The 20,943-nt window shown below is 59.2% G+C and carries 16 protein-coding genes; 3 read left to right on the forward strand and 13 right to left on the reverse strand.

Annotated features, from left to right (window positions below):
• Positions 1-55: 55 nt before the first annotated feature.
• A complete protein-coding gene (locus tag ACOYNV_RS18425; RefSeq protein ID WP_422901281.1) occupies positions 56-268 on the forward strand; it encodes a BrnT family toxin in 213 nt (70 codons plus the stop codon).
• A gap of 5 nt (positions 269-273) precedes the next feature.
• A complete protein-coding gene (locus ACOYNV_RS18430) occupies positions 274-522 on the forward strand; it encodes a BrnA antitoxin family protein (protein WP_422901266.1) in 249 nt (82 codons plus the stop codon).
• A gap of 154 nt (positions 523-676) precedes the next feature.
• Here the strand turns inward: ACOYNV_RS18430 and ACOYNV_RS18435 are convergent, their stop codons facing one another.
• The 6 genes from ACOYNV_RS18435 to fliD all read right to left on the reverse strand — a co-directional run bounded on the left by ACOYNV_RS18435 (position 677) and on the right by fliD (position 9,837).
• Entirely contained in the window at positions 677-2,179 is a 1,503-nt protein-coding gene (locus tag ACOYNV_RS18435) for an ATP-binding protein (RefSeq protein WP_422901267.1), read from the reverse strand.
• 43 nt (positions 2,180-2,222) lie between these two features.
• Positions 2,223-2,387, reverse strand: coding sequence for a hypothetical protein (locus ACOYNV_RS18440; RefSeq protein WP_422901268.1), 165 nt, complete (start codon positions 2,385-2,387; stop codon positions 2,223-2,225).
• Positions 2,388-2,624: 237 nt separating this feature from the next.
• Positions 2,625-5,510 carry an adenosylcobalamin-dependent ribonucleoside-diphosphate reductase gene (locus ACOYNV_RS18445; RefSeq protein WP_422901269.1) on the reverse strand — a complete coding sequence of 962 codons (2,886 nt, stop codon included), beginning with the start codon at positions 5,508-5,510 and terminating at the stop codon, positions 2,625-2,627.
• 379 nt (positions 5,511-5,889) lie between these two features.
• Complete coding sequence (locus tag ACOYNV_RS18450; RefSeq protein WP_422901270.1) at positions 5,890-7,074, reverse strand: acetate/propionate family kinase; 1,185 nt, start codon at positions 7,072-7,074, stop codon at positions 5,890-5,892.
• Positions 7,071-8,495: a bifunctional enoyl-CoA hydratase/phosphate acetyltransferase gene (locus ACOYNV_RS18455; RefSeq protein ID WP_422901271.1), complete on the reverse strand. Its 1,425-nt coding sequence runs from the start codon at positions 8,493-8,495 to the stop codon at positions 7,071-7,073. Before ACOYNV_RS18455 ends, ACOYNV_RS18450 begins: the two co-directional genes overlap by 4 nt.
• Before the next feature lie 337 nt (positions 8,496-8,832).
• Complete coding sequence (fliD, locus tag ACOYNV_RS18460) at positions 8,833-9,837, reverse strand: flagellar filament capping protein FliD (protein WP_422901272.1); 1,005 nt, start codon at positions 9,835-9,837, stop codon at positions 8,833-8,835.
• A gap of 431 nt (positions 9,838-10,268) precedes the next feature.
• Here fliD and rimO point away from each other — a divergent pair, with 431 nt between their 5' ends.
• Positions 10,269-11,594 (forward strand): 30S ribosomal protein S12 methylthiotransferase RimO, encoded by a 1,326-nt coding sequence (gene rimO, locus ACOYNV_RS18465; RefSeq protein WP_422901273.1) that lies wholly within the window; start codon positions 10,269-10,271, stop codon positions 11,592-11,594.
• Positions 11,595-11,831: 237 nt separating this feature from the next.
• On the opposite strand, the gene ACOYNV_RS18470 is transcribed toward rimO, so the two are convergent.
• The 7 genes from ACOYNV_RS18470 to ACOYNV_RS18500 form a co-directional block, all read right to left on the reverse strand.
• Positions 11,832-12,836, reverse strand: a complete 1,005-nt coding sequence (locus tag ACOYNV_RS18470) for an NAD-dependent epimerase/dehydratase family protein (RefSeq protein ID WP_422901274.1) — start codon at positions 12,834-12,836, stop codon at positions 11,832-11,834.
• On the reverse strand, positions 12,833-14,509 hold the full coding sequence (locus ACOYNV_RS18475) for a fatty acid CoA ligase family protein (protein WP_422901275.1): 1,677 nt from the start codon (positions 14,507-14,509) through the stop codon (positions 12,833-12,835). Before ACOYNV_RS18475 ends, ACOYNV_RS18470 begins: the two co-directional genes overlap by 4 nt.
• Positions 14,510-14,671: 162 nt before the next feature.
• Positions 14,672-15,484, reverse strand: coding sequence for an alpha/beta fold hydrolase (locus ACOYNV_RS18480; RefSeq protein ID WP_422901276.1), 813 nt, complete (start codon positions 15,482-15,484; stop codon positions 14,672-14,674).
• A 65-nt stretch (positions 15,485-15,549) separates the two neighbouring features.
• Complete coding sequence (locus ACOYNV_RS18485) at positions 15,550-16,575, reverse strand: 3-oxoacyl-ACP synthase III (RefSeq protein ID WP_422901277.1); 1,026 nt, start codon at positions 16,573-16,575, stop codon at positions 15,550-15,552.
• A 253-nt stretch (positions 16,576-16,828) separates the two neighbouring features.
• Positions 16,829-17,779 carry a 4-hydroxy-3-methylbut-2-enyl diphosphate reductase gene (ispH, locus tag ACOYNV_RS18490; protein WP_422901278.1) on the reverse strand — a complete coding sequence of 317 codons (951 nt, stop codon included), beginning with the start codon at positions 17,777-17,779 and terminating at the stop codon, positions 16,829-16,831.
• Positions 17,780-18,012: 233 nt separating this feature from the next.
• Positions 18,013-18,729, reverse strand: coding sequence for a 4'-phosphopantetheinyl transferase family protein (locus ACOYNV_RS18495; protein ID WP_422901279.1), 717 nt, complete (start codon positions 18,727-18,729; stop codon positions 18,013-18,015).
• 4 nt (positions 18,730-18,733) lie between these two features.
• A partial coding sequence (locus ACOYNV_RS18500) for a 1-acyl-sn-glycerol-3-phosphate acyltransferase (RefSeq protein WP_422901280.1) occupies positions 18,734-20,943 on the reverse strand: 2,210 nt, incomplete at its 5' end.

Genomic DNA, 20,943 nt, shown 5'->3' on the forward strand with positions numbered 1-20,943 from the left:
AAACTAATTTCCTATAAATACTGAATAAATACGGACTGGATCAGGAAGTCTGAGGATAGATTTTGTTGATGTCGATGCGGTGTTCTATGACCCGTGCGCTATCACAATTGAAGATCACGATCACAAGGAACAGCGGTTCGTGACGATGGGAATGGATAGCTTTGCCCGGCTTCTTGTGGTTTGCTATACCTGCCGGGATGAGACTGCTATTCGCCTTATCTCAGCCCGAAAAGCAGAACCCCACGAACGAAAGGTTTATGAAGGGTGATGACCATGAAAGCAACTTACGATTTCAACGCTGGCAAGCGCGGTGCCGTGATCCCGTCTTCTGGCAAGACGCGAATCACGATTCATGTCGATAACGACGTTCTCGAATCTTTTCGGGCTAAAGCTGCACTGGAAGGCAAAGGCTACCAGACGCTCATCAACGAGGCCCTGCGGCAGCTTGTCGAGTCAAACACAACTCCCGTGACATTAGAAAATCTCCGCCAGGTTATTCGCGAAGAACTTCACGCCGCCTGATTCAACCCGGAACCCTGAGCAGCTCTGAAACGCCTATAAACAGGCGCTTCCAGCCAGGCATGCCGTGAGACCACCATGAACATTGGCTCTTACGGCAGCAGCCTTAAAGACGCCCGTCCTGCTTGCCTCGCAGGGCGGTTCCTGTAATTTTTTACTAGGTTTTTTTCTGCTGCACCGGCATGACAATGCGGAAGGTAGTGCCTTTGCCCGGCTCGCTGGCCACTTCAATGCGGCCGTTATGCTTGCGGATGATGCCGTGGGTAATCGACAGGCCGAGGCCGGTGCCGGTTCCTGCCGGCTTGGTGGTGAAGAAGGGGTCAAAGATCCGGTTGATGATGTCCTGGGGGATGCCGGTTCCGGTATCGGTAATTTCTACGCAGACATTCTCGCCCTCGTGTCGCGTGCGCAGGGTGATTTTTCCTTGCTCCGGGATGGCCTGTGCGGCGTTGACCAGCAGGTTCATGAAGACCTGGTTGATCTGGGCCGGAATGCAGCGCACGGGCGACACTTCGCCGAACTCCTTGCGTACTTCGAGCTTGTCTTTGAGTTCGCTGGAAACCACGTTGAGTGTGCTTTCCAGTGCATGGTTAATATCGATATCCTGCCATTCGCCCTCGTCGAGGTGCGAAAATTCCCTGAGATCATTAACGATACGTTTTACCCGTGCCATGCCCTCCCGCGATTCATTGAGCAGATCGGGAATGACCTGGCGTAGATAGTCGAGTTCGGCAATCTCGCGCGCCTGCGCCACGGCAAGGCGTGAGGGGTGCTCGGCGGGGAGTTCGCCCTCCAGTTTCTGGTAGGCGTCGATGAGCGAAAAGAGCCGCTCGGTGTACGTTATCAACGAACCGAAGTTGGAGATTAAAAAGCCGATCGGATTATTGATCTCGTGCGCCACACCGGCCGCCAGTTGACCAACGGCCGCCATCTTTTCCGCTTGCAGAAGCTGGGCTTGGGCGTGCTGCACCTGGGCCAGGGACTCGAGCAATGCCTGGCGCTCACGACCAAGTTCATCATTCGCCAGCTTGAGCTTTTCGGTTCTGTCGGCCACCCGGGCTTCGAGTTGCTCGTTGGACAGTGCCAGTTCAGCCTTGGCCAGACGTAATTCTTCGTTGAGCTTCTTCAACCCCTTATTGCGTTGCGTAACCAGGCTGAACAGATCGATCAGGGCGCCGACCAGTGCCGCGTTGGCTGAAGTATCCTCGGTAGTTTCGCTAGCCAAAGCCGCTTCCGGTGACGTGCCGGCCTGGATCGCGCGCAGTTGGCGCGCCATGCTCTGATCTTCGGAAAGAATGTGGAAGGTCAGCCAACTGGTGAGGAAACGCAGCAAATTCGCACCGCTGACGTTGTTGTCCAGAGAGGAGTCCTGGATCATTTGCGTGACTTCGAGGGCAAACGTGGTGTGCGACCGCTGATGATGTGCCAGATGCCAGGGATCGATGCCGGCTGCCAGCATCAGAGCTTCCTCGTACTGGAAGTGCGACAGGGCGTATTCGGCCAACTGTTGAAGCAAGGGTAGAGCACTACGCGCCGGCGCCTCGCCGATGACCGCAAGTTGCGGGGCGACGGCATTGATCAGATCGACCAGCCCCTTGTGCTGGTTGTCGACCACATCAATTCCGGTGACGAAAATCTTGCTCCAGGCCATCAGTGCCATGTCAGTTCATCCTTTTGTCTCAGCTTTGTCAGGGTTCGAGCAGTTATTCATCGAGCAGAACCGATCCATCCGGTCTCCAACTAACTTTAGTGATGCCGGGTTTGGCCGCTTCAAGACGTTTGAGTTCAATATCCTCGGCGGAAATTGTGCCCATGGTCAGCCGTGCCTCATCGGCCAGGCGCTGGTTTTCCAGCGTCAGTTCGCGCAATGCCAGCACTTGGCCGAGGGTGGAAACCAGTTCGTAGTCGTTCCATGGTTTCGAGATGAAGCGGCTGATTGGGTTTCAATACCCCGGAATGCCGTCCGTAAAAGGAAACACCCCCGGCAGCTTTCGTTGCAAGGGGCGTTGAGTATCACTTTATGGAGTCGGCAATCTTACCAACAGCGGTCCAAACTTAACTTCATGGTGTAACCCACAGATCAATTCCGGGAGAGAGGGTGCAGCTTAGCCGCAGGTTCCCACTGCGCCGCAGGCCGTACAGAAATCGCAGCCGTCCTTGCGGATCATCGTGTAGTTGCCGCATTCGCCGCACAGTTTGCCGGCGGTGGGCTTGGCCGCCGTGCTGCCGGCCGGGGTTTCAAGAATGCCCATCTGTTGCAGCGGTATGCCTTTTTCATCGAGGATGCCGAGCATCGCGTAGCGGTGGATGATGAGTTGCGCGAGGTAGGCCACGGTCGATGGGTAGTTGGTCTGCTTGCGCGTGCCGGGAACGAAGGCCATGAAATCACCGAGCGGCTCGGGGTAGTCGAGCAGTTTCCTGAGCTTCATGCCGATCCAGGCCGGGTCGAGGACGCGCATGTCGAGCGAGAGCAGCTTGGTCAGCCCGTCGAGTGCGCGCGGGTAGTTGCCGGAGAGCCACACCGAGTAGGGGCGGGTAACGCCATCGGGCAGGGTGATTTCCTTGAGGCCGAGCACGAAGTCTTCTTCGGTGGCCGGGTTGAAGATGTCGACCGTCCAGGACAGTGTTCCGTCGGTGCCGGTCTTCGGCTCCTTCAGGCTGAACATGGCGTCGAGCACCGGCGTCGGGCCTGCATTCTTGAAGGCGCCGAGCTGCTCAACGCGGAACTGGATCAGGCGCGCCATGGCAGAAACGACGGAGGGCATGCGCTTGCGCTCGCCATGCGGCGGGAAGGCCATGTCGAAGCCTTCGCCATTCGGCGTCTTGGCCAGTGATTCGAGCTTGAGGGCGAGCCAGCCGTGGTCGTTGGCGCGCATGTCCATCGACAAGGTCTTGGCCACGGCACCGAGGCCGCGCGGCTGTGCCGGGCCATTAACCCAGGCTTCGAATGGCCACGAGTGACCTTCCTGATCGATATGGCCGACAAAGAGGGCGAACTTGCCGAGCTTGTGCTCGATCATGTAGGTCCATGACAGGTTGCCTTCCGGCAGGTTCGGGCGGCCCGGCCAGCGCAGGCTGGAAAGTACCGGCGCCGGCAGGTTCTTGATCGACAGGCGGCGGTTGGCGTCACCGCTGATGAAGTCCTGCGGCTGCTTCTTGTCCTCGGCCTGTTTGGTCGATTCGACCGAGAGCACCGAACCAAGCACGCTGTTCGGGCGGTAGGTGGCCAAGCCCTTGAGCCCGGCTTTCCAGGCGCTCATGTAGAGATCCTGGAATTCTTCGTAGGGGTAGTCCGCCGGGACGTTGACTGTCTTCGAGATCGAGGTGTCGATGTACGGTGCGACGGCGGCGACCATCTCCTTGTGCGCCTGTGCGGAGATTTCAAGCGCGGTGACAAAGTAGTCGGGCAGCTTTTCAACGTCGCCGCCCATGTGTTTGTAGAGGCGCCAGGCGTAGTCCTCGACGGCATATTCCTTGATTGTGCCGTCGATCATGCGTTTCTTGCGGTTGTAGGTCCACGAGAAGGGCGGTTCGATGCCGTTGCTGGCATTGTCGGCAAAGGCCAGGGAAATGGTGCCGGTGGGGGCAATCGAGAGCAGGTGCGAATTGCGCAGGCCGTGTTTGCGGATCTCGGCCTTGACGTCGGCCGGCAGGCGCGAAGCGAAGTTGCCGCCGGAGAGATACAACTCGGCATTGAACAGCGGGAAGGCGCCGCGCTCCTTGGCCAGTTCGACCGAGGCCAGGTAGGCGGTGTTGCGCATGACTTCGGAGATGCGGGCGCCCATGGCCGTGGCTTCCGGGCGATCGTAGCGCAGGCACAGCATGCACAGGGCGTCGCCGAGGCCGGTATAACCAAGGCCGACACGGCGCTTGTTGGCGGCTTCCTGGCGCTGGCGCTCGAGCGGCCAGGCGGTCACGTCGAGCACATTGTCAAGCATGCGCGTCGACACCTTGACCACTTCACCGAAAGCGGCGAAGTCAAATTCGGCGCGGTTGGTGAAGGGGTGCTTGATGAACATGGTCAGGTTGATCGAGCCCAGGCAGCAGCAGCCATAGGGCGGCAGCGGCTGTTCGGCGCAGGGGTTGGTGGCTTCGATCAGTTCGCAGTAGTAAAGGTTGTTGTCTTTGTTCATGCGGTCGAGGAAGAGAATTCCCGGTTCGGCATGATCGTAGGTTGACCTCATGACCTGATCCCACAGGTCGCGGGCGCGGACTTTGCGATAGACCCAGATGCCGTCGTCGCGCTGGTAGGCGCCGGATGACTTCATGTCGGCATTGGGTTCGGCGCGGTGGGTGAGTTCAACCTCGGCATCGGCTTCAACCGCCTGCATGAAGGGGTCGGTGACGCCGATCGAGATGTTGAAGTTGGTCAGATCACCGTGGTCCTTGGCGTGGATGAATACTTCGATGTCCGGATGGTCGCAGCGCAGCACGCCCATCTGCGCGCCACGGCGGGCGCCGGCGGATTCGACGGTTTCGCATGAGCGGTCGAAGACGCGCATGTAGGAAACCGGGCCGGAAGCACGCGATTGCGTACCCTTGACCTGTGCACCTTGCGGGCGGATCGACGAGAAGTCATAGCCGACCCCACCGCCGCGGCGCATGGTTTCAGCGGCTTCAGCCAGCGCGCTGTAGATGCCGGGTTTGCCGTCGACGAGTTCGACGATCGAGTCGCCCACCGGTTGCACGAAACAGTTGATCAGGGTGGCGGCCAGTGGTGTGCCGGCGGCGGAGTTGATGCGGCCGGCGGGGACAAAACCGTTTTCCTGCGCCCAGAGGAAGCGCTCCTCCCACTTGGCGCGGTACTTTTCTTCTTCATTGACGGCCAATGCGCGGGCTACGCGTCGGCGCACGTCATGGACGCTGGTTTCGCTGCCTTTGGCGTATTTCTCGATCAGTACTTCGGCGGAGATTTCCTGTTCGGCGAGGGGCCCGATTTCCGGTGTTTCTGCAACCGCGGTAAAGGATAATTGCTGTGAATCATGGCTCATGTATTGCCCCTCTGATTTTGTGGCTGCAAATGGCGGTTTGGAAGGCACGGTTGATCCATGAGATCAAACCGACTGTAATTTGGTACTGCGAGGAACAAACTGACCATGCGCAGGTTTTTTCAGAAACAGGTCTCAGGCTACTACATGTAGTGGCACTAGGCAAGAAATTCACTAAATGTAGTTGTCGTGGCTTGCGGGCAGCAGCCAGAAAAGACTGTGTAATCACTGTTTTGCCGGGAATGGAATTTATTTTTGCGGAAGCGCACAAGGGTGGCAGTGTGAAGAAATGCGACCTTCCCTGCGCGACAGGCTCTGCTTGATCACACTTGTTTGAATCCACCTCCCCCAGTCGGCGACCGGGGGAGGGAAGTGCGGGTGATTAAAGGTTGAGCAGCGTCTGAACGTGGTGCGCAATCATCCACTCTTCATTGGTGGGTATCACCAGGACGTCTACCTGGCTATTTGGTCCGCTGATGCGCAGGTCGTGGCGAGCGTTGGCTTCCGGGTTGAGAATGACTCCCAGCCATGCGGCGTGCAGACAGACACGGCGCCGCACTTCTGCGGCGTGCTCACCAATGCCTCCGGTAAACACCAGGGCATCGAGACCGCCTGAAGCGGCAGCGAGTGAGCCCAATTCCCGAGCAATCCGGTAGCAGAACAGATCAACGGCTTCCTGGGCTTCGAGCTTGTCGCTACCCAATAGCGTACGCATGTCCTGCGAAATGCCGGAAACACCCAGCAGGCCGGACTCCTTGTAGAGGAGCTGGGTCATTTCCTTGACGCCAAGGCCCTTGGTTTCCATCAGGTGCAGGACAACGCCGGGGTCAAGGGTGCCGCAACGGGTTCCCATGACCAGACCGTCAATGGTCGAGAAGCCCAAAGTAGTGGCAACACTCTTGCGGGCGACCATGGCGGTCATGCTGGCGCCGTTACCCAGGTGCGCGATGACGACGCGTCCCTCGGCACGGGCCGAATGCTTGGGTAGTGAGCGGGCAACGTACTCGTAGGACAGACCGTGGAAACCGTAACGTTTGACGCCTTCGGCAGTGATCCAGCGCGGCAAGCCGTAGATCTGCGCAATGCTCGGCTGAGTGCGGTGGAAGGCGGTGTCGAAGCAAGCCACCTGCGGCACGCCGGTCAGGAGTTTCTGAAGTGCAAGGATGCCGTTGATGTTGTGCGGTTGATGCAGCGGTGCGAGGCTGACGTAGTGGGAGAGCTGTTCCAGTACGGTATCGTCGAGCACCATCGGTTGCGAATAGCGATCGCCTCCATGGACCACTCGGTGGCCGACGGCGACGATTTGCCATGCGACTTCGCGGGTGGTGAACCATTTCAGCAGGTGATCAATGGATACCTGGTGGTTGGTTGAGGTTCCTCCCGGCAGGAGTTCGTCAGCGATGCTCTGGCCGGATTGGTCCTTGGCTACCAGCCGGGTTTCAGCGGTGCCGATGCCGTCAATCTGGCCGAAGACGATGGCTTGTTCCGAAAGCGGTTTGGCGAGTTGAAAGAGCGCGAACTTGATCGACGAGGAACCGGCGTTGATGGTGAGAATGCCCTGTTTCATTCGATGACCGCCAGTTTGGTGCGGTTGGCGTGGGCCACCAATGCGGCGATCACGCAGGAGGCGATGCGCGTCTCGGCCGTGTCGGCACGGCTGGTAAGTACGATTGGCACCTTGGCACCGAGAACAATACCGGCGGTCAGCGCGTTGGCCAGATACTCCAGTTGTTTGGCTACCATGTTGCCGGATTCGAGGTCAGGGACAACCAGAATCTCGGCGCGACCAGCCACCGCCGACTTGATCCCCTTGGTCTTGGCGGCTTCGATCGATACCGCGTTGTCAAAGGCCAGCGGGCCGTCGAGCAGGCCGCCTGTGATCTGGCCGCGGTCAGCCATTTTGCACAGCGCAGCGGCGTCCAGCGTTGACTGGATCTTGGGACTCACGGTTTCGACCGCCGAGAGAATGGCGACTTTCGGTTCCGGGATGCCGATGATGTGCGCGAGGTCGATGACGTTCTGGATGATGTCGACTTTGTCTTCGAGCGTTGGTGCAATGTTGATGGCGGCGTCGGTGATCAGGATCGGGCGCGGGTAGGTTGGCACATCCATCAAAAAAACGTGGCTGATGCGGCGCGCAGTACGCAAGCCGGCAGCGCGCGATACCACTTCGGCCATCAGTTCATCGGTGTGCAGGCTACCCTTCATGAGCGCTTCGGCGTCACCGTTGCGGATCAGGGTCACGGCCATCGCTGCCGAATCGTGGCTATGCTTCACATTAACGATGCGGTGCTGTTTGAGATCCAGCCCGAATTCCTTGGCGATGGCGCGAATCTTGGGTTCCGGGCCGATCAGTATGGGATCGATGAGGCCGGCTTCAGCGGCCATTAATGCGCCTTTGAGCGATTCAAGATCGCACGGATGAACCACCGCCATATCGATCGGGGCCAGTCCCTTGGCACGTAAAACAAGGGTTTGCAGGCGCGCGTACTTGTCCGAAATGGTGATGTCCGGCAGGTCGACGCGTTTGGTTCTCACCTTATCGGCGGGTGCCAGCACTTCTGCCGTGCCGTGCACCACCTGCATGCCATCCTGATTGATGCAGGAGCAGTCGAAGATGATGTGCTGGTTGTGAGCGAACATCTGTTTGACCGTCACCGTTACGGTAATGGTGTCGGCGAGCCTGACCGGGCGCGCAAAATGCAGCGTCTGATCGACCAGAATGGTGCCCGGCCCAGGGAATTGCGTGCCCAGCACGGTGGTGATCAGTGAGGCGCTCCACATGCCGTGGGCGATGACTTCCCTGAACATCCCGCTGTTGGCAAATTCCTGATCGCCGATCGCCGGATTCATGTCACCGGACATGATGGCGAAGAGTTTGATGTCTTCAGCACGCAGCGAACGAACCAAGACTGAATCGTCGCCAACGTGTATTTCGTCGAAAGTGCGGCTTTCAAGAAAGTGCTGGTTGGTTTCTATATGCATCATTAAGCTCCGAAAAGATATTCTTCAACCACCTGTATGCATTTTCGATGAGGATGGTTATGTCAGTCGGAAACCTGTCCGCAGCGATCGCCAGAAGCGACAATCTTCTACAGTCGCAGGCAATGTCGATGCCTGCGATATGCCCTGTATTCGTGAAGGCAGAATAATCAGGGTGCTTCCTGGAATTTTGAAAGCCAGATTATAAACTGCTGCGGTGCAGCATACAAATTATCGATGGAGTGCGAGGAGCGGAAATGCATGCCGTAAATCTGCCGATGTTGCGCCGTCGCAACATCCGGAATTCACGCTGGCTTTGCGCCAGTGTGTTAAAGCCCTGAACTCAGATATTGAATATGTGATTGTAGGAGGCCAGAGCCTTGGCGATTTGTGCAGAGGGCTTGGCCGGGTCGCCGAGCCCGAATTCGGCCTGGAGCGAGGACTTGTTATCAGTGATGTAATCAATCACCCGATCCAGATTGTTCAGCCGGTTGGGAATGAAATTGTTGGTGGAATTGAGCAGTTCGGCCGATTTGGCAAAGTTTGCGCTGAACTCCTGAAGGGTGTTGATCGCGCCATCCTTGTTGGACGACAGCGCCGCATCCAGTTTGGTCGTGTCAACCGAGGCCAGATTCGTGCTCTGGTTGATGGTGAAGCCAAGGTCACTCAGACCATGGAAACCGTCCTTGGCACCATTGAAGATGTTCTCGACGCTCTGCTCGAGTTCATAGAGCGAGATCTCGGCAGCCTGCGTTCCGGCCAGCACACCATCGCTCTTCACGGTTCCGTCAAAGCGCTTGATCCAATCGTTGTACTTTCCGGCAAACTCCTGTAACTGGGCCGTGATGGCCGCGTTGCCCATCGACCCGCTGACGCTGCCCAGCGTCTGGCCAGCCTGCTGCATGCCGGCAACCGCTGTTTTCATTTCGCTCAGTTCCGAAAACTGGGCTTTGTAGGTGACATCCTTGCTGTTGATGACGCTCATCATCCCGTAGGCCGATTCCGGGTTGAACAGTGAAAGATTGCGCCCGGTCGGGGAGAGTCCCTGGGTGGTGGTCGACAGACCGAGCATCGAAAGCGGATCGGTCGAGCCGGATTGTGTGCTGCCTGCACCGGTCAGGAAGTCCAGGCTGGAGGAAGCCTTGCCGTCATCAAACACCGAGCCGAGCAGCGAATTGACCGACTGTGCCTTGAGCGCGGCCATGCGCAGCGTCAGCGACGAAGAAAAGTCTCCGCTGACTGCAGTCGCCGTGTTCATTGTTCCTGTCTGGCTTGATTGGCTGGCGCTGCCAGTCGAACTCGATTGAAGGAGTCCGAATAGGCTGCTGGCGATTCCGATGGGTGACATGGTGCCTCCTGCTATGTATGTTTGATCTGGCGACCGGGCAATCCGGCGCAATTCAGGAAAGATTGAGCAATATTCAGGCCAGATTTAATGTTTAAGCCAAATGAGGCAAAGGCGCGCTGGGCGCCTGGTATCGAGGAGCGCGACCGGTTTTCAGGTGGAGCGTTGTTTGCCGGATCGGCAATATCTGCCGCCGGTAAAGGAGAATATTGCCGGTAGTGAAACTCCCTGGGGCAATGAAAAAGTATCAGCCCAGCCTTTCCGGTCAATGGCAAAGGTGTATCTTGCCGGTCCGAAGAGAGGCGTGAGGAGACGTCATCTGCCAGTTTGATTCGGTCCCGTGCAACACATGGGTGGAGCATCGATCACTGATATCGGATACCATTGATAGAAAATAGACTTGTCAGTGAACATTAGGAAAGTATTGCAAGCATATGAATAATATAAAAATACCATCTGTCGGATTTCTAAGTCTAGGTTGCCCGAAGGCGTTAGTCGATACCGAACAAATCCTTACCAGGTTGCGTGCCGAGGGCTACCTAATTTCGCCTTCGTATGAAGGTGCCGATCTGGTTGTCGTCAATACCTGCGGCTTCATCGACGCGGCGGTTGAAGAGTCGCTCGACGCCATCGGCGAGGCGCTGGCCGAAAACGGCAAGGTCATCGTTACCGGCTGCCTTGGCGCCAAGGAAGAGGTCATCCGCAACCTGCATCCGCAAGTGCTGGCGATTACCGGCCCGCACGCCGCCGACGAGGTGTTGCAGCATGTTCATGCGCATCTGCCGCAGCCGCATGATCCTTACACCAGCCTGGTGCCGCCGCAGGGGATCAAACTCACGCCGCAGCATTTCGCTTACCTCAAGATTTCCGAGGGCTGCAACCACAGTTGCACCTTCTGCATCATTCCGTCACTTCGCGGTCCGTTGGTCAGCCGGCCGATTGGCGAGGTCCTGCAGGAAGCAAAGCATCTCGCCGAGTCCGGGGTGCGCGAGTTGCTCGTCATCTCGCAGGACACCAGTGCTTACGGCGTTGATCTGAAGTACCGCACCGGTTTCTTTGGCGGTCGCCCGGTCAAGACACGGCTCAAGGAGTTGTGCGAGGCACTGGCCGAGTACGGCATCTGGGTGCGTTTGCACTACGTTTATCCGTACCCGAGCGTCGATGAATTGCTGCCGTTGATGGCTGAGGGCAAGATTCTGCCCTACCTTGATGTTCCGTTTCAGCATGCCAGCCCGCGCATCCTCAAAGCCATGAAACGCCCGGCCAGCGCCGAGAACAACCTGGAGCGCATCAGGGCCTGGCGTGCGGTTTGCCCGGACATCACCATCCGCAGCACCTTCATTACCGGTTTTCCCGGCGAGACCGAGGCCGAGTTCGAAGAACTGCTGGCTTTCATCGAAGAAGCGCGGCTCGACCGCGTCGGTGCCTTTGCCTACTCGCCAGTCGATGGCGCAACGGCCAATGCCTTGCCCGGCGCGGTGCCGGACGACGTGCGCGAAGAACGTCGCCGTCGCCTGATGGACGTACAGGAAGACATTTCCGCTGAATTGCTCGCCGCCAAAATCGGGCGTGAAATCCAGGTGCTGGTCGACGAGGTTGATGAAGAAGGAACCATTGCCCGCTCTTCGTCGGATGCGCCGGAGATCGACGGTCTGGTTTTCATCAACGACTTCTTCGATGCCGAACCGGGTGATTTCCTGCAAGTGCGTGTGCTCGATGCAGACGAGCACGATCTCTATGCCGAGATTGCTGAAAGTTAAACAGGCGGGATGCGGCGAAGCCAGTCGCACAGGAATTGGCTTCGTACCACCAGGGAAAATGCGGAAAATTCATTAGCAAGCACTGAACGTAAGGCTCTCGTACGCGCTAATTGCATGATTCGTATAGAAGTTTTTTGGCTGCTGTAAAATTACGGATAAGTGTGTTCTGGGGGGCGCGTTTCTCCCATTCCAGTTCAGGCGCTGGAGATGATCCGGCACGAACAGAGTGCACGTTCGTCAAGCCATATTGAACGAACTTCCTGTCCGGAGAGATTTCTCCAGAATCTGCAAGCCTTGGGCGATGGTTATCTTGGGCTCGTAACCTAAATCCCGCTTGGCTGCTGAAATGTCATACCAGTGGGCGGTGGCGAGTTGTTTAGCGACGAAGCGGGTCATCAGGGGTTCATCCTCTCGCTTCAGCGCCCGCCAGATGATTTCCATGACGAAACCGATAACATAGGCGGCTTGCGGCGAGATGGATTTCTCGCAGGGCGGCAGCCCCCCGGCCTTCAATATCCCATTGATCAGTTCCCGCTGCGGGATGGGCTCGCCCTGCGTGATGAAGTAGGCCTTGCCTGCGCAGTTAGCGCCCGGAGCCACGCGGTCCAGGGCCAGCAGATGGGCGTCGACGGCATTGTCGATGAAGACTGAGTCGATTCGCTTCAGGCCCCTTCCGACCAGCCGTAACCTTCCCGCTTTTCCGCGCGCCAGGATACGAGCCGTCAATTGCGGGTCATCGGGCCCCCAAATGAGGTGTGGCCGGAGGATCACCGTCCCAAGTTCCGGCCCGTTGGCGGCAAGGATCAGCCGTTCGGCTTCAGCCTTGGTCGCCGGGTAGGCCGTCTCGAAATGGGTGGCGAGAGGCACGCTTTCATCGACGCCCTCTACGTCGCCACCGCTGTGGATGACCGATGGCGTGCTGGTGTAGACGAGTCGCCGGATGCCGTTTGCCGCGCAAGCCTCAAGGACGTTGCGCGTGCCCAGCACGTTGGCACGATAGTAGTCCTCGCAGGGCCCCCAGACGCCCGTCTTGGCGGCAACGTGAATCACGGCGTCACACCCCTTGGCCGCCTGGAGGACTGCGTCACGAAGCGCCAGGTCGGCTCGGACGACGTCCACGCCGAGGTTCCGCAGTTCGGGAGAATCCTGTCGCTGCAGTGCGCGCACGGCGTCGCCCCGGGCGACAAGCCGGCGCACCACGGCGCCACCGAGGAAGCCGCTGCCGCCGGTAACCAGGATCAAGAAAGTTCCCCTTGCGCCCAGACCGTCAGTTTTTCGCGACCGATCTTGGCGTTATGACGGATGTCCACGGGAAAGCCCGGGTGGATCAGGAAATGCGAGATGCCTCGGGTCGGTGCGAATTTCGCGCCCATTACCTTCAGTGATTCAAAGAAGTCTTGCCCAGTCAGGACAGCCCCGGGAGGCGCTTCCTGATCGAGTTCGATGCAAACAACCGGAACGAGTACGCCACCGATTGTTGCGCCCACCAGGGCTGTACGAAAGACTCCTGCATGCGTGTTGAAAATTTCTTCGACCGGTGCTGAAAAAAGTGTTCTGTCGGCCAGTTCCAGGCGATGCGATTTGCGCCCGCAGAACCACAGCCGCCCTTCGGCATCGAAGTAGCCGACATCGCCCATGCGATGCACGGTCTGGCCTTGCCGATCGATCTTGGCCAGCCGGGTCGCTTCGGGGCGGCCGAAATAGGCGGTGGTCACGGTGGGGCCGCGCACGGTGATTTCGCCCACTTCGCCGACCGGCATCTCCCGCACATGTTTCCATTCGGTCAAGGCGGTGTCGGTGATTTCAATGATCCGCACATCGTTCGGCGCCACTACGCGACCGACGCAGACTCCGGCTCCGCGGTTCGTCAATTCGCGGGTGTTCAAAAGAATCTCACGACTGCTGATGCTGGCTACGGGCAGGGCTTCGGTGGCGCCATAAGGCGTGAATATTTCCGCTTCGGGCGACAGCATCCGCTGCATCCGTTCCAGGGTTACGGCGGGCACGGGGGCGCCGGCAGACAGAACGCGCCTGACGCTGGGCCAGTGCACGCCATGCGTCACGCCGTGGCGCGCGACGGCGTTCAACAGGGCCGGCGAGGCGAAGACGTTGGTGACTCCCCAGTCGTCGATGGCCGCCCTGATTTTTTCAGGATCGACCTTGGCCGGTCGTGTGAAATCCATGTCCGGCACGATGGTTGTCATGCCCAGCGCGGGGTCAAACAAGGCGAACAAGGGGAAGGTCGGCAAGTCGATTTCACCGGGCTGGATCGCGTAGGTTTCACGGATCATATCGACCTGGGCCATGAAGTTGCCGTGGCTGTAGACCACCCCTTTGGCGATGCCGGTGCTGCCACTGGTGAACAGGATCGCGGCTGTTTCATCAGCCCGGGTGTCTTCAAGAAACGGGCCGCCGCCCTGGCCCGAAGCGCTGACCCTGGCGAGCGTCGTCCCTCCCCAACACCAGCGGGTTCCCACGGTAACGAGGTGACGGATGGTGCTGCGTCCCCATCCGAGCAGAATCCGCGCTGCATGCGCCGCAGGAATGCCGATGAAGGCCTCCGGCTCCACTTCGGCAAGACAGGCCTTGAGCTGTTTTACGCCAAGGCCGGGATCAATCATCACCGGCACGATGCCGGCCTTGAACAGGGCAAAGGTCAGGGCGAAGAATTCCAGGCTAGGCTTGACCATCAACACGGTGCGCATGCCTCGGGTCAGTCCGTACGCCTGAAGGCCCCGGGCGATTGCATCGCTCTGTTCGTCCAGTTGCTGATAGGTCAGGCGGGCGTAGGCGCGGCTACCATCGCTGTCATGCCCCTGAGGGAAAACTACCGCCAGCGTCTGCGGCTGCAGACGGGCCATTCTGGGCAAGGCTGCAGCGATATTGCAGAGGCCGGAATAACGGGCATCGGTCATGCGGACCGCTCAGAGGCTGTGAACAAATCGAAAACCCACCGCAGAGTCACGGAGGCGCAGAGAAAACGCAGAGAAAACCAAATGTTTTAAATGGGTTTCTCTGCGAAACCTCTGTGCCTCTGCGCCTCTGCGGTGAGGTGTAAGTGTTGTTTTCACAGCATTTTAGGCGCGAATGAAATCGGAGATCAGAGGAATGACTTCTTCGGCAGCATCTTCCAGTACGTAGTGGCCGGCGTCGGCCAGGAGATGTACCTTGGCCCGAGGGAGAAATTTGCGCCATTGGCGCAAAAAGGTTTCATCGAACACGAAGTCCTTGCCCCCCCAGACGATCATGGCCGGCGTGGCACTGAATCGATGCAGATTCGCCGCTACGTCCTCGACCAGTGCGAATCCGGCGTCGTTTGGCCCCAGCGGGATGTCCTGTACGAAACGCAAGGTGGCGATGCGGTTTCCCCAGGAATCATAGGGAGCCCGGTAAGCCCGTGAGATTTCGGGACTCATCTTGCTTCGCGTGCAGCCCACTTTGCTCGCCCCCCACGAGAAGGCGTTGAATCCGCGCACAAGAAATGCGCCCAAGTGTGTTCGGGTCAGTCTCAGCAGTCCGGGAAAGGCTTTATCCTTGGGCAAGGGAAAAGCGCCGGTGTTCAGGATGACAATGCGTGCGACCTGTTCCGGGTGTCTGACCGCCCAGCCAAAGCCGATCATTCCGCCCCAGTCGTGCACGACCAGCGTCACGGGTTCGGTCAGGTTCAGGCTATTGAGCAGTGCTTCGAGATCGTCGATGCGCTGCGCCAGGGTGTAGGCGTAGGTCTCATCGCCGGGCTTGTCGGACAAACCCATGCCGATATGGTCAGGCACGATGCAGCGTTGCGTGCCTGACAGGGCACGCACCAGATTTCGGTAGTAGATGGACCAGGAAGGGTTGCCGTGCAGCATGAGGACAGGCGCGCCCCGGCCTTCATCGAGGTAGTGCATCCGCAGGCCAGAGCCGCGGTCGAAAAAGTTTGACTTGAAAGGGTAGAGCGCCTGACTTACCACTCTCACCAGATGACCTCGGCCATGCTGCAGTTCAACCCGGAGCCGATGCCCATGAGGGCGACACGGCTGCCCTTTTGAAGACGCCCGCTTTCAGCGGCCTTGGAGAGCACAATAGGCACGGAGGCTGGGCCGATATTGCCGAATTCAGGGTAGATGGCGAGGAACTTTTTGGTGTCGAGTCCCAGGGTTTGGCAAAGGTTGGCGGTATGGATGCCGCTGACCTGATGCAATACATACTCATCGACCTGATCGACGCCATCTTTCACCCAGCCAAAATGTGTTTTAGCGGTGTTGAAGGTATTGGAGGCAAGTTCAAGGCCAGCCACCAGGAGGGCCTTGGCATCGGTGACCATGTGGTCAATCTGGCCACGACACAGTCCGCTATGTTGTGTGGCGGCGCGATTGACGATTCCGGTGAAGCGATGGCCATTCGGTGCCAGGTCGGTGCGGGCGAGCACCATGGCGACAGAGCCCGAACCCAGGGTCAAGGTGGCGAACTGGTCGGAAAACTCCTTGGCCGTGGTTTCATGGCGCTGCAGGCGAGCAATGGTGGCCTCCTGCACGAAGCGGGCACTCTCGCCGTCAACGATCAGGCCGTAATCGATCAGGCCACGCTCGATCATGTTGCCAACCACCTGCATGCCGCTCAAAAAGCCCAGGCAGGCATTCCCCAAGTCGAAGTTCAGGCATTCGGTGGACAACCCGAGCCGATCATGTACCAGGCAGGCGGTAGAAGGTTCGATATAGTCGCGGCACACCGAGGTGTTGACGATGATACCGATGCGCGATCGATCAATGCCGCAGTCACGAAGCGCCTTTTCCGCTGCCAGGGCGGCGACATCGCTGGGTTGGACGTCTTTATCCCAATAACGCCGGGCCTCTATACCGGAAGCGTACTCCAGAACCTCAAGGGGTATCCCGAGTCGTGCAAGGGTCTGGGCAAATTTTCGAGTCAGTTCGGAAGACGTAATGCGGTGAGGTGCATCTATGTGCGCGAGACTTGAAATTGAAACGTTTTGGTATTGCATTGGCCATCCAGGGAATCAGAACTTCAATGCCCACTTCGATCAGGGGCAGCGGTGTAAGGGGGAACGTAAGGACAGCTACGCCAAAAATCTTGGCAGGAGTATCGCCGAATCTCCCCTTGGCAGTCAATCGCACCGCATTATGACGGTTTCAGCGCTCTATTTCACACCGCCACGGCGCCCTAATGTCAGCCTAACCATATTTTGCACATTTCCCCTCTCCCGCAAGTGGGCGAGGGGGGAAACCAGTGACGTGCTACAGGTCTTTCGGCAGCGCGAATACCACGCCTTCGGAGCGCTGCTCGAGTTGCCCCGAAACCTGGCCGCCGAGCTCGACCAGGCGCTGAATTACGCCTTGCACCAGCACTTCAGGCGCTGACGCGCCGGCTGTGACGCCAACACTGCGGCAGTTCGCCAGCAGCGAAGCATCTATATTGCCGGCATCGTCGATCAATAGCGCGCGGGCGCCCTGATTCTCTGCAACTTCACGCAAGCGATTGGAATTGGAACTGTTTATCGAACCGACCACCAGCATGACTTCAACCTTTCGGGCGATGATTTTTATCGCATCCTGGCGGTTCTGCGTGGCGTAGCAGATGTCATCCTTCCTGGGCCCGGTGATGTTCGGAAAGCGTGCCTTCAGCGCGTTGACGATGGCCGTGGCGTCATCGACGGATAGCGTCGTCTGGGTAACGAAAGCCAGGCGGGGTTCCTCGCCTGGCGCACTGCCATCTGCGCTACCACCGGCGCCGACTTGCAGCATGGAAACGTCGGCCACGCATTCCACCAGGTACATGCCGCCGTCGGCCTGGCCCATCGTACCCTCGACTTCAGGGTGCCCCTTATGGCCGATCATGATGATTTCGTAGCCTTGCTGGCGCAGACGCGACACTTCGAGATGAACTTTGGTGACGAGCGGGCAGGTGGCGTCATAAACATTTAGATTGCGCGCTGCGGCGAGTTGACGAACCGATTGGGGTACGCCGTGCGCGCTGAAAATCAGGGTGGCGCCATCGGGAACCTCGGCGAGGTCTTCGATGAAGATGGCGCCCTTGGCCTTCAGGTCGGCGACGACATGGCGGTTATGCACCACTTCGTGACGAACATAAACAGGGCGGCCAAAGCGCTCGAGGGCGCGTTCGACCATGGCGATGGCGCGTTCGACACCGGCACAAAACCCGCGCGGGTTAGCTAGAACAATATCCATGTCTTTAGTCCGGTAAGCTCGTAGGGGCACGGCGCGCCGTGCCCCTACTCTGTTAAACCACGAAGAGCACGGAGAGCACGAAGAAAAACAAGGTGTTATGAATATACACAGGCTCGCCCAATAGGTTATCTGTCAAAGCGTATTAACTCATTGCTTCTCTTCGTGTGCTTTGTGAACTTCGTGGTTAATTACGGTTTCTAGATTAACAAATGGCTGCAGAGCTCGAAAACCGCTCAGCCTGGTCTGCAAAACTCCACATAGTCTACAGCGTTTGCTTTCATCCCGCTTTGTCTTTGCTGGCTCGACAAGGCAATGGCGGTACTGATGCAATGTGATCCAAACCTCTGCCACTGAAACTGCCAACGAGCACCGTCATCCTGTAACGCGGGTTTGACATCGAGGCACACCTGGCCCGGTTCGAAGCGGAAGGCGAAACCGTCGAGCGGGAGCGCCAGCCCCATGCCGCGCGCCTTGATGTAGCTTTCCTTGAGCGTCCACAGAATGACTGCGCGCTGTGCCTGATCCTCGATTGGCAGCGCTGCCAGCTCGACCAGTTCTTGTGGCGCGAAAACCTCAGGTGCCAAAGCCAGCAACCTGGGTGCGCGAGCGAATAACTCGGTATCCACGCCAACCTCATTTTCCGTGGAAACGAGGCAGACCACCAAGCCGTCGGTATGCGAAACATTGAAGTGAATCGGCGCAGACATCAAGACCGAAGCAAGCGCCGGGCGTCCCCATTCGTTGCAGACGAACTGCAGAGCTTGCGGCGCCACGCCCAGCGCCTCGCCCAATACGGTGCGCACCAGCACGCGGGTCACCAGATATTCGTGCCGCTTGGCTGGCGGAATGAAGCGTTGTTGCTGCGCGCGCTCCTTGGCGTTGAGCAGCGCCAGCGCGGCAGGAGTTGCCTGAAAAGTCTCCGGGCGCACCCACCATAGCCGGGCCGCCATGCGACTAGCGCAGCCCCTCGACGGCCGGGCCGTGAGGGCCGAACAGGCGCTTGGCCAACCGCCCCAGCCATTGCGAACGAGCGTCGGCGGTAACTTTCAGTTTCCCAGCGCGAGCGCCATTGAGCAGATCCCTGACGGCTGCCCCTGGATTTTGCAGTCCAGCCAGTGTGGTGAACAGCACGGCATCTTCCAGGCTGGCGCCGGTGTGAGCACGCCACGCCTCAACCTCGGCGCCGAATTGGGCATCGCCCGGCAGCGGCGTTTCGGTCGAAAGCTCGGGCCCGAGCGTATTCATGGCGGCAAGCACCACGTCCTTGCGCGCCTTGAGCGGCAGCTTCGCCAAATCCTCGGGGAGCAGCGGGCTACCCAGCCAGTAATCCTGTCGACCATAGCCAAGCGGGAATTCAAGACGTTGCTCAAGCGGCGCGACCGGCAAACCGCCAACCAGACGCACCGGAATGATCGGCGCGCCGATGGCCAGCGCCATGTCGATGAAAGTGCTGCTCATTTTCATGACTGGGGAGCGGCAGGCCAGCGAACGCGTTCCTTCGACATGCACCATGACGCTCTTGCCGCGTTCCTTCATCGCCACGCCGAGTTCGCCGACGATGCGCAACAGCGATTCCTTGTCGTCACGATCGAAGAAGGTGATGACGCCCGGATCGACGACGCCGGGGTAGGAAAAGTTGTGCGCGATCAGCGTTCCGAGCCAGCTCGTTCGATGTTCGGCTTTGGCCAGCGTCACGGTCGGCGTTTTGCTCAGCGCCGAAATCAGCAGGCTGAAAAGCAGCGATTCAACGCCGACCTGATGGTTGGTCAGATAGAGGCAACTGCGCCCCTGTACTTTGGCGAATCCCGCCGGGTCGGCCAGCACCACGTCGCCGACGAAACGCTCGACGAGGCCGTAATAGAGGTCTTCCACCGGCCACTTGCCAACCCCGAAATGCTTGCTCCACCAGGCGCGCACGGCGGACAGATCCTGCACTGGCGGCGATGCATCGGCAACCCGAACGTCGTCGCCGACGCGCGTTACCTGCAACGGATGCAAACGGAGTGGACGAATCGCGGCGCGTGCGCCATTCGGTTCAACGCTGACGCTAGCCGCATGAACAAAAGCGCGCCGTGCGACGTGCTCCTTCTGTGCGACTTCGGCGACCAGATCGGCGCGCCGCTCCGGCGGTACGTCATAGATGGCGGCTACATTGCCCGGCAGCCAGTCACTCTGGCGCAATACCTGCGCGCTGAGTTCGGTCGTCGTGCCATCGAAGGTCGACAGTGCGATGCCGGGAACGTACTGGCGATCGCGCAGGAAGCTGCGCCGCTGTTCACGCGGCGCGGCACCGATCGGGCCACGCGGCAACAGCACCTCGACCAGGCGGAAGTCGAGCAGCACCTTTTCATCCTGGATCAGTTGCACGTCGAGCATCGGGAAGCGGTCCTCGCCGTCAAAGCCGGCGAAGCGGGCCTCGACGCGCAACTCGCCGGAATCCGGCAGCGCTGCATAGCGATTCAGTTGCTTGATCCGGTACGGATAGCCGACCACGTTGTTCGGGATGCGCTCCGACCAGCGCGACAGGCCATCGTGCGGCAGGCCGTGTGTTGCCGCATCGAGCAGTCCCTGATGCAGCGCGCCACGTGGCACGCTGCCTTTCTCTGCCTGCAGCAGCGCCGACGAACCCTTCGGCCCGACTTGCAGCGACGTCAGGTACTGGAAAGCCGGCCCGTGAAACAGTGCGCCCGAAGCGTAGGGGTCAGCCTCATCCACCAAACCGTCGAGCGTTGCGAACGGTTTTGGCGACGGCGGGGCATCACCCAACACGACCCGACCACTCGCTACCGACTCGAAACGCGACAGCGCCGAATTCGGCGACTCCCGCCACGCCAGCAAAGTAACGTCGCGCTCGGCGCCGCTGCCGCTGACCTCGGTGCGCAAACGCTGCGGGCCGCCCGAGAACGGCAACCAGCGATGCACCTGCACGTCGTGCAGCGCGCTCACGGGCTTACCGGTCGCTGCTTCAGCCGCAGCGACCAGCCGATCAACCATCGACATCATCGGCAGCGCCGGCAAGGTCCACGTCGGGCAATGATCGAGCAGCCAATGATCGCGCTGCGGGTCAAGCGTTTCATCGCCGGGCTGCTCTACCCATGCCCCACCCCCGTAGGGGCACGGCGTGCCGTGCCCAGGCGTGCCGTGCCCAGGCGTGCCGTGCCCAA

Source organism: Propionivibrio sp., from assembly GCF_049316945.1.
Lineage (GTDB): Bacteria > Pseudomonadota > Gammaproteobacteria > Burkholderiales > Rhodocyclaceae > Propionivibrio.

What these genes read in the sequence shown, in the direction of transcription:
- ACOYNV_RS18430 (WP_422901266.1), top strand. Translation starts at nt 274, where the DNA reads ATGAAAGCAACTTACGATTTCAACGCTGGCAAGCGCGGTGCCGTGATC.
- ACOYNV_RS18435 (WP_422901267.1), bottom strand. Translation starts at nt 2,179, where the DNA reads ATGGCACTGATGGCCTGGAGCAAGATTTTCGTCACCGGAATTGATGTG.
- ACOYNV_RS18445 (WP_422901269.1), bottom strand. Translation starts at nt 5,510, where the DNA reads ATGAGCCATGATTCACAGCAATTATCCTTTACCGCGGTTGCAGAAACA.
- ACOYNV_RS18450 (WP_422901270.1), bottom strand. Translation starts at nt 7,074, where the DNA reads ATGAAACAGGGCATTCTCACCATCAACGCCGGTTCCTCGTCGATCAAG.
- ACOYNV_RS18455 (WP_422901271.1), bottom strand. Translation starts at nt 8,495, where the DNA reads ATGATGCATATAGAAACCAACCAGCACTTTCTTGAAAGCCGCACTTTC.
- fliD (WP_422901272.1), bottom strand. Translation starts at nt 9,837, where the DNA reads ATGTCACCCATCGGAATCGCCAGCAGCCTATTCGGACTCCTTCAATCG.
- rimO (WP_422901273.1), top strand. Translation starts at nt 10,269, where the DNA reads ATGAATAATATAAAAATACCATCTGTCGGATTTCTAAGTCTAGGTTGC.
- ACOYNV_RS18475 (WP_422901275.1), bottom strand. Translation starts at nt 14,509, where the DNA reads ATGACCGATGCCCGTTATTCCGGCCTCTGCAATATCGCTGCAGCCTTG.
- ACOYNV_RS18480 (WP_422901276.1), bottom strand. Translation starts at nt 15,484, where the DNA reads ATGCACTACCTCGATGAAGGCCGGGGCGCGCCTGTCCTCATGCTGCAC.
- ACOYNV_RS18485 (WP_422901277.1), bottom strand. Translation starts at nt 16,575, where the DNA reads ATGCAATACCAAAACGTTTCAATTTCAAGTCTCGCGCACATAGATGCA.
- ispH (WP_422901278.1), bottom strand. Translation starts at nt 17,779, where the DNA reads ATGGATATTGTTCTAGCTAACCCGCGCGGGTTTTGTGCCGGTGTCGAA.
- ACOYNV_RS18495 (WP_422901279.1), bottom strand. Translation starts at nt 18,729, where the DNA reads ATGGCGGCCCGGCTATGGTGGGTGCGCCCGGAGACTTTTCAGGCAACT.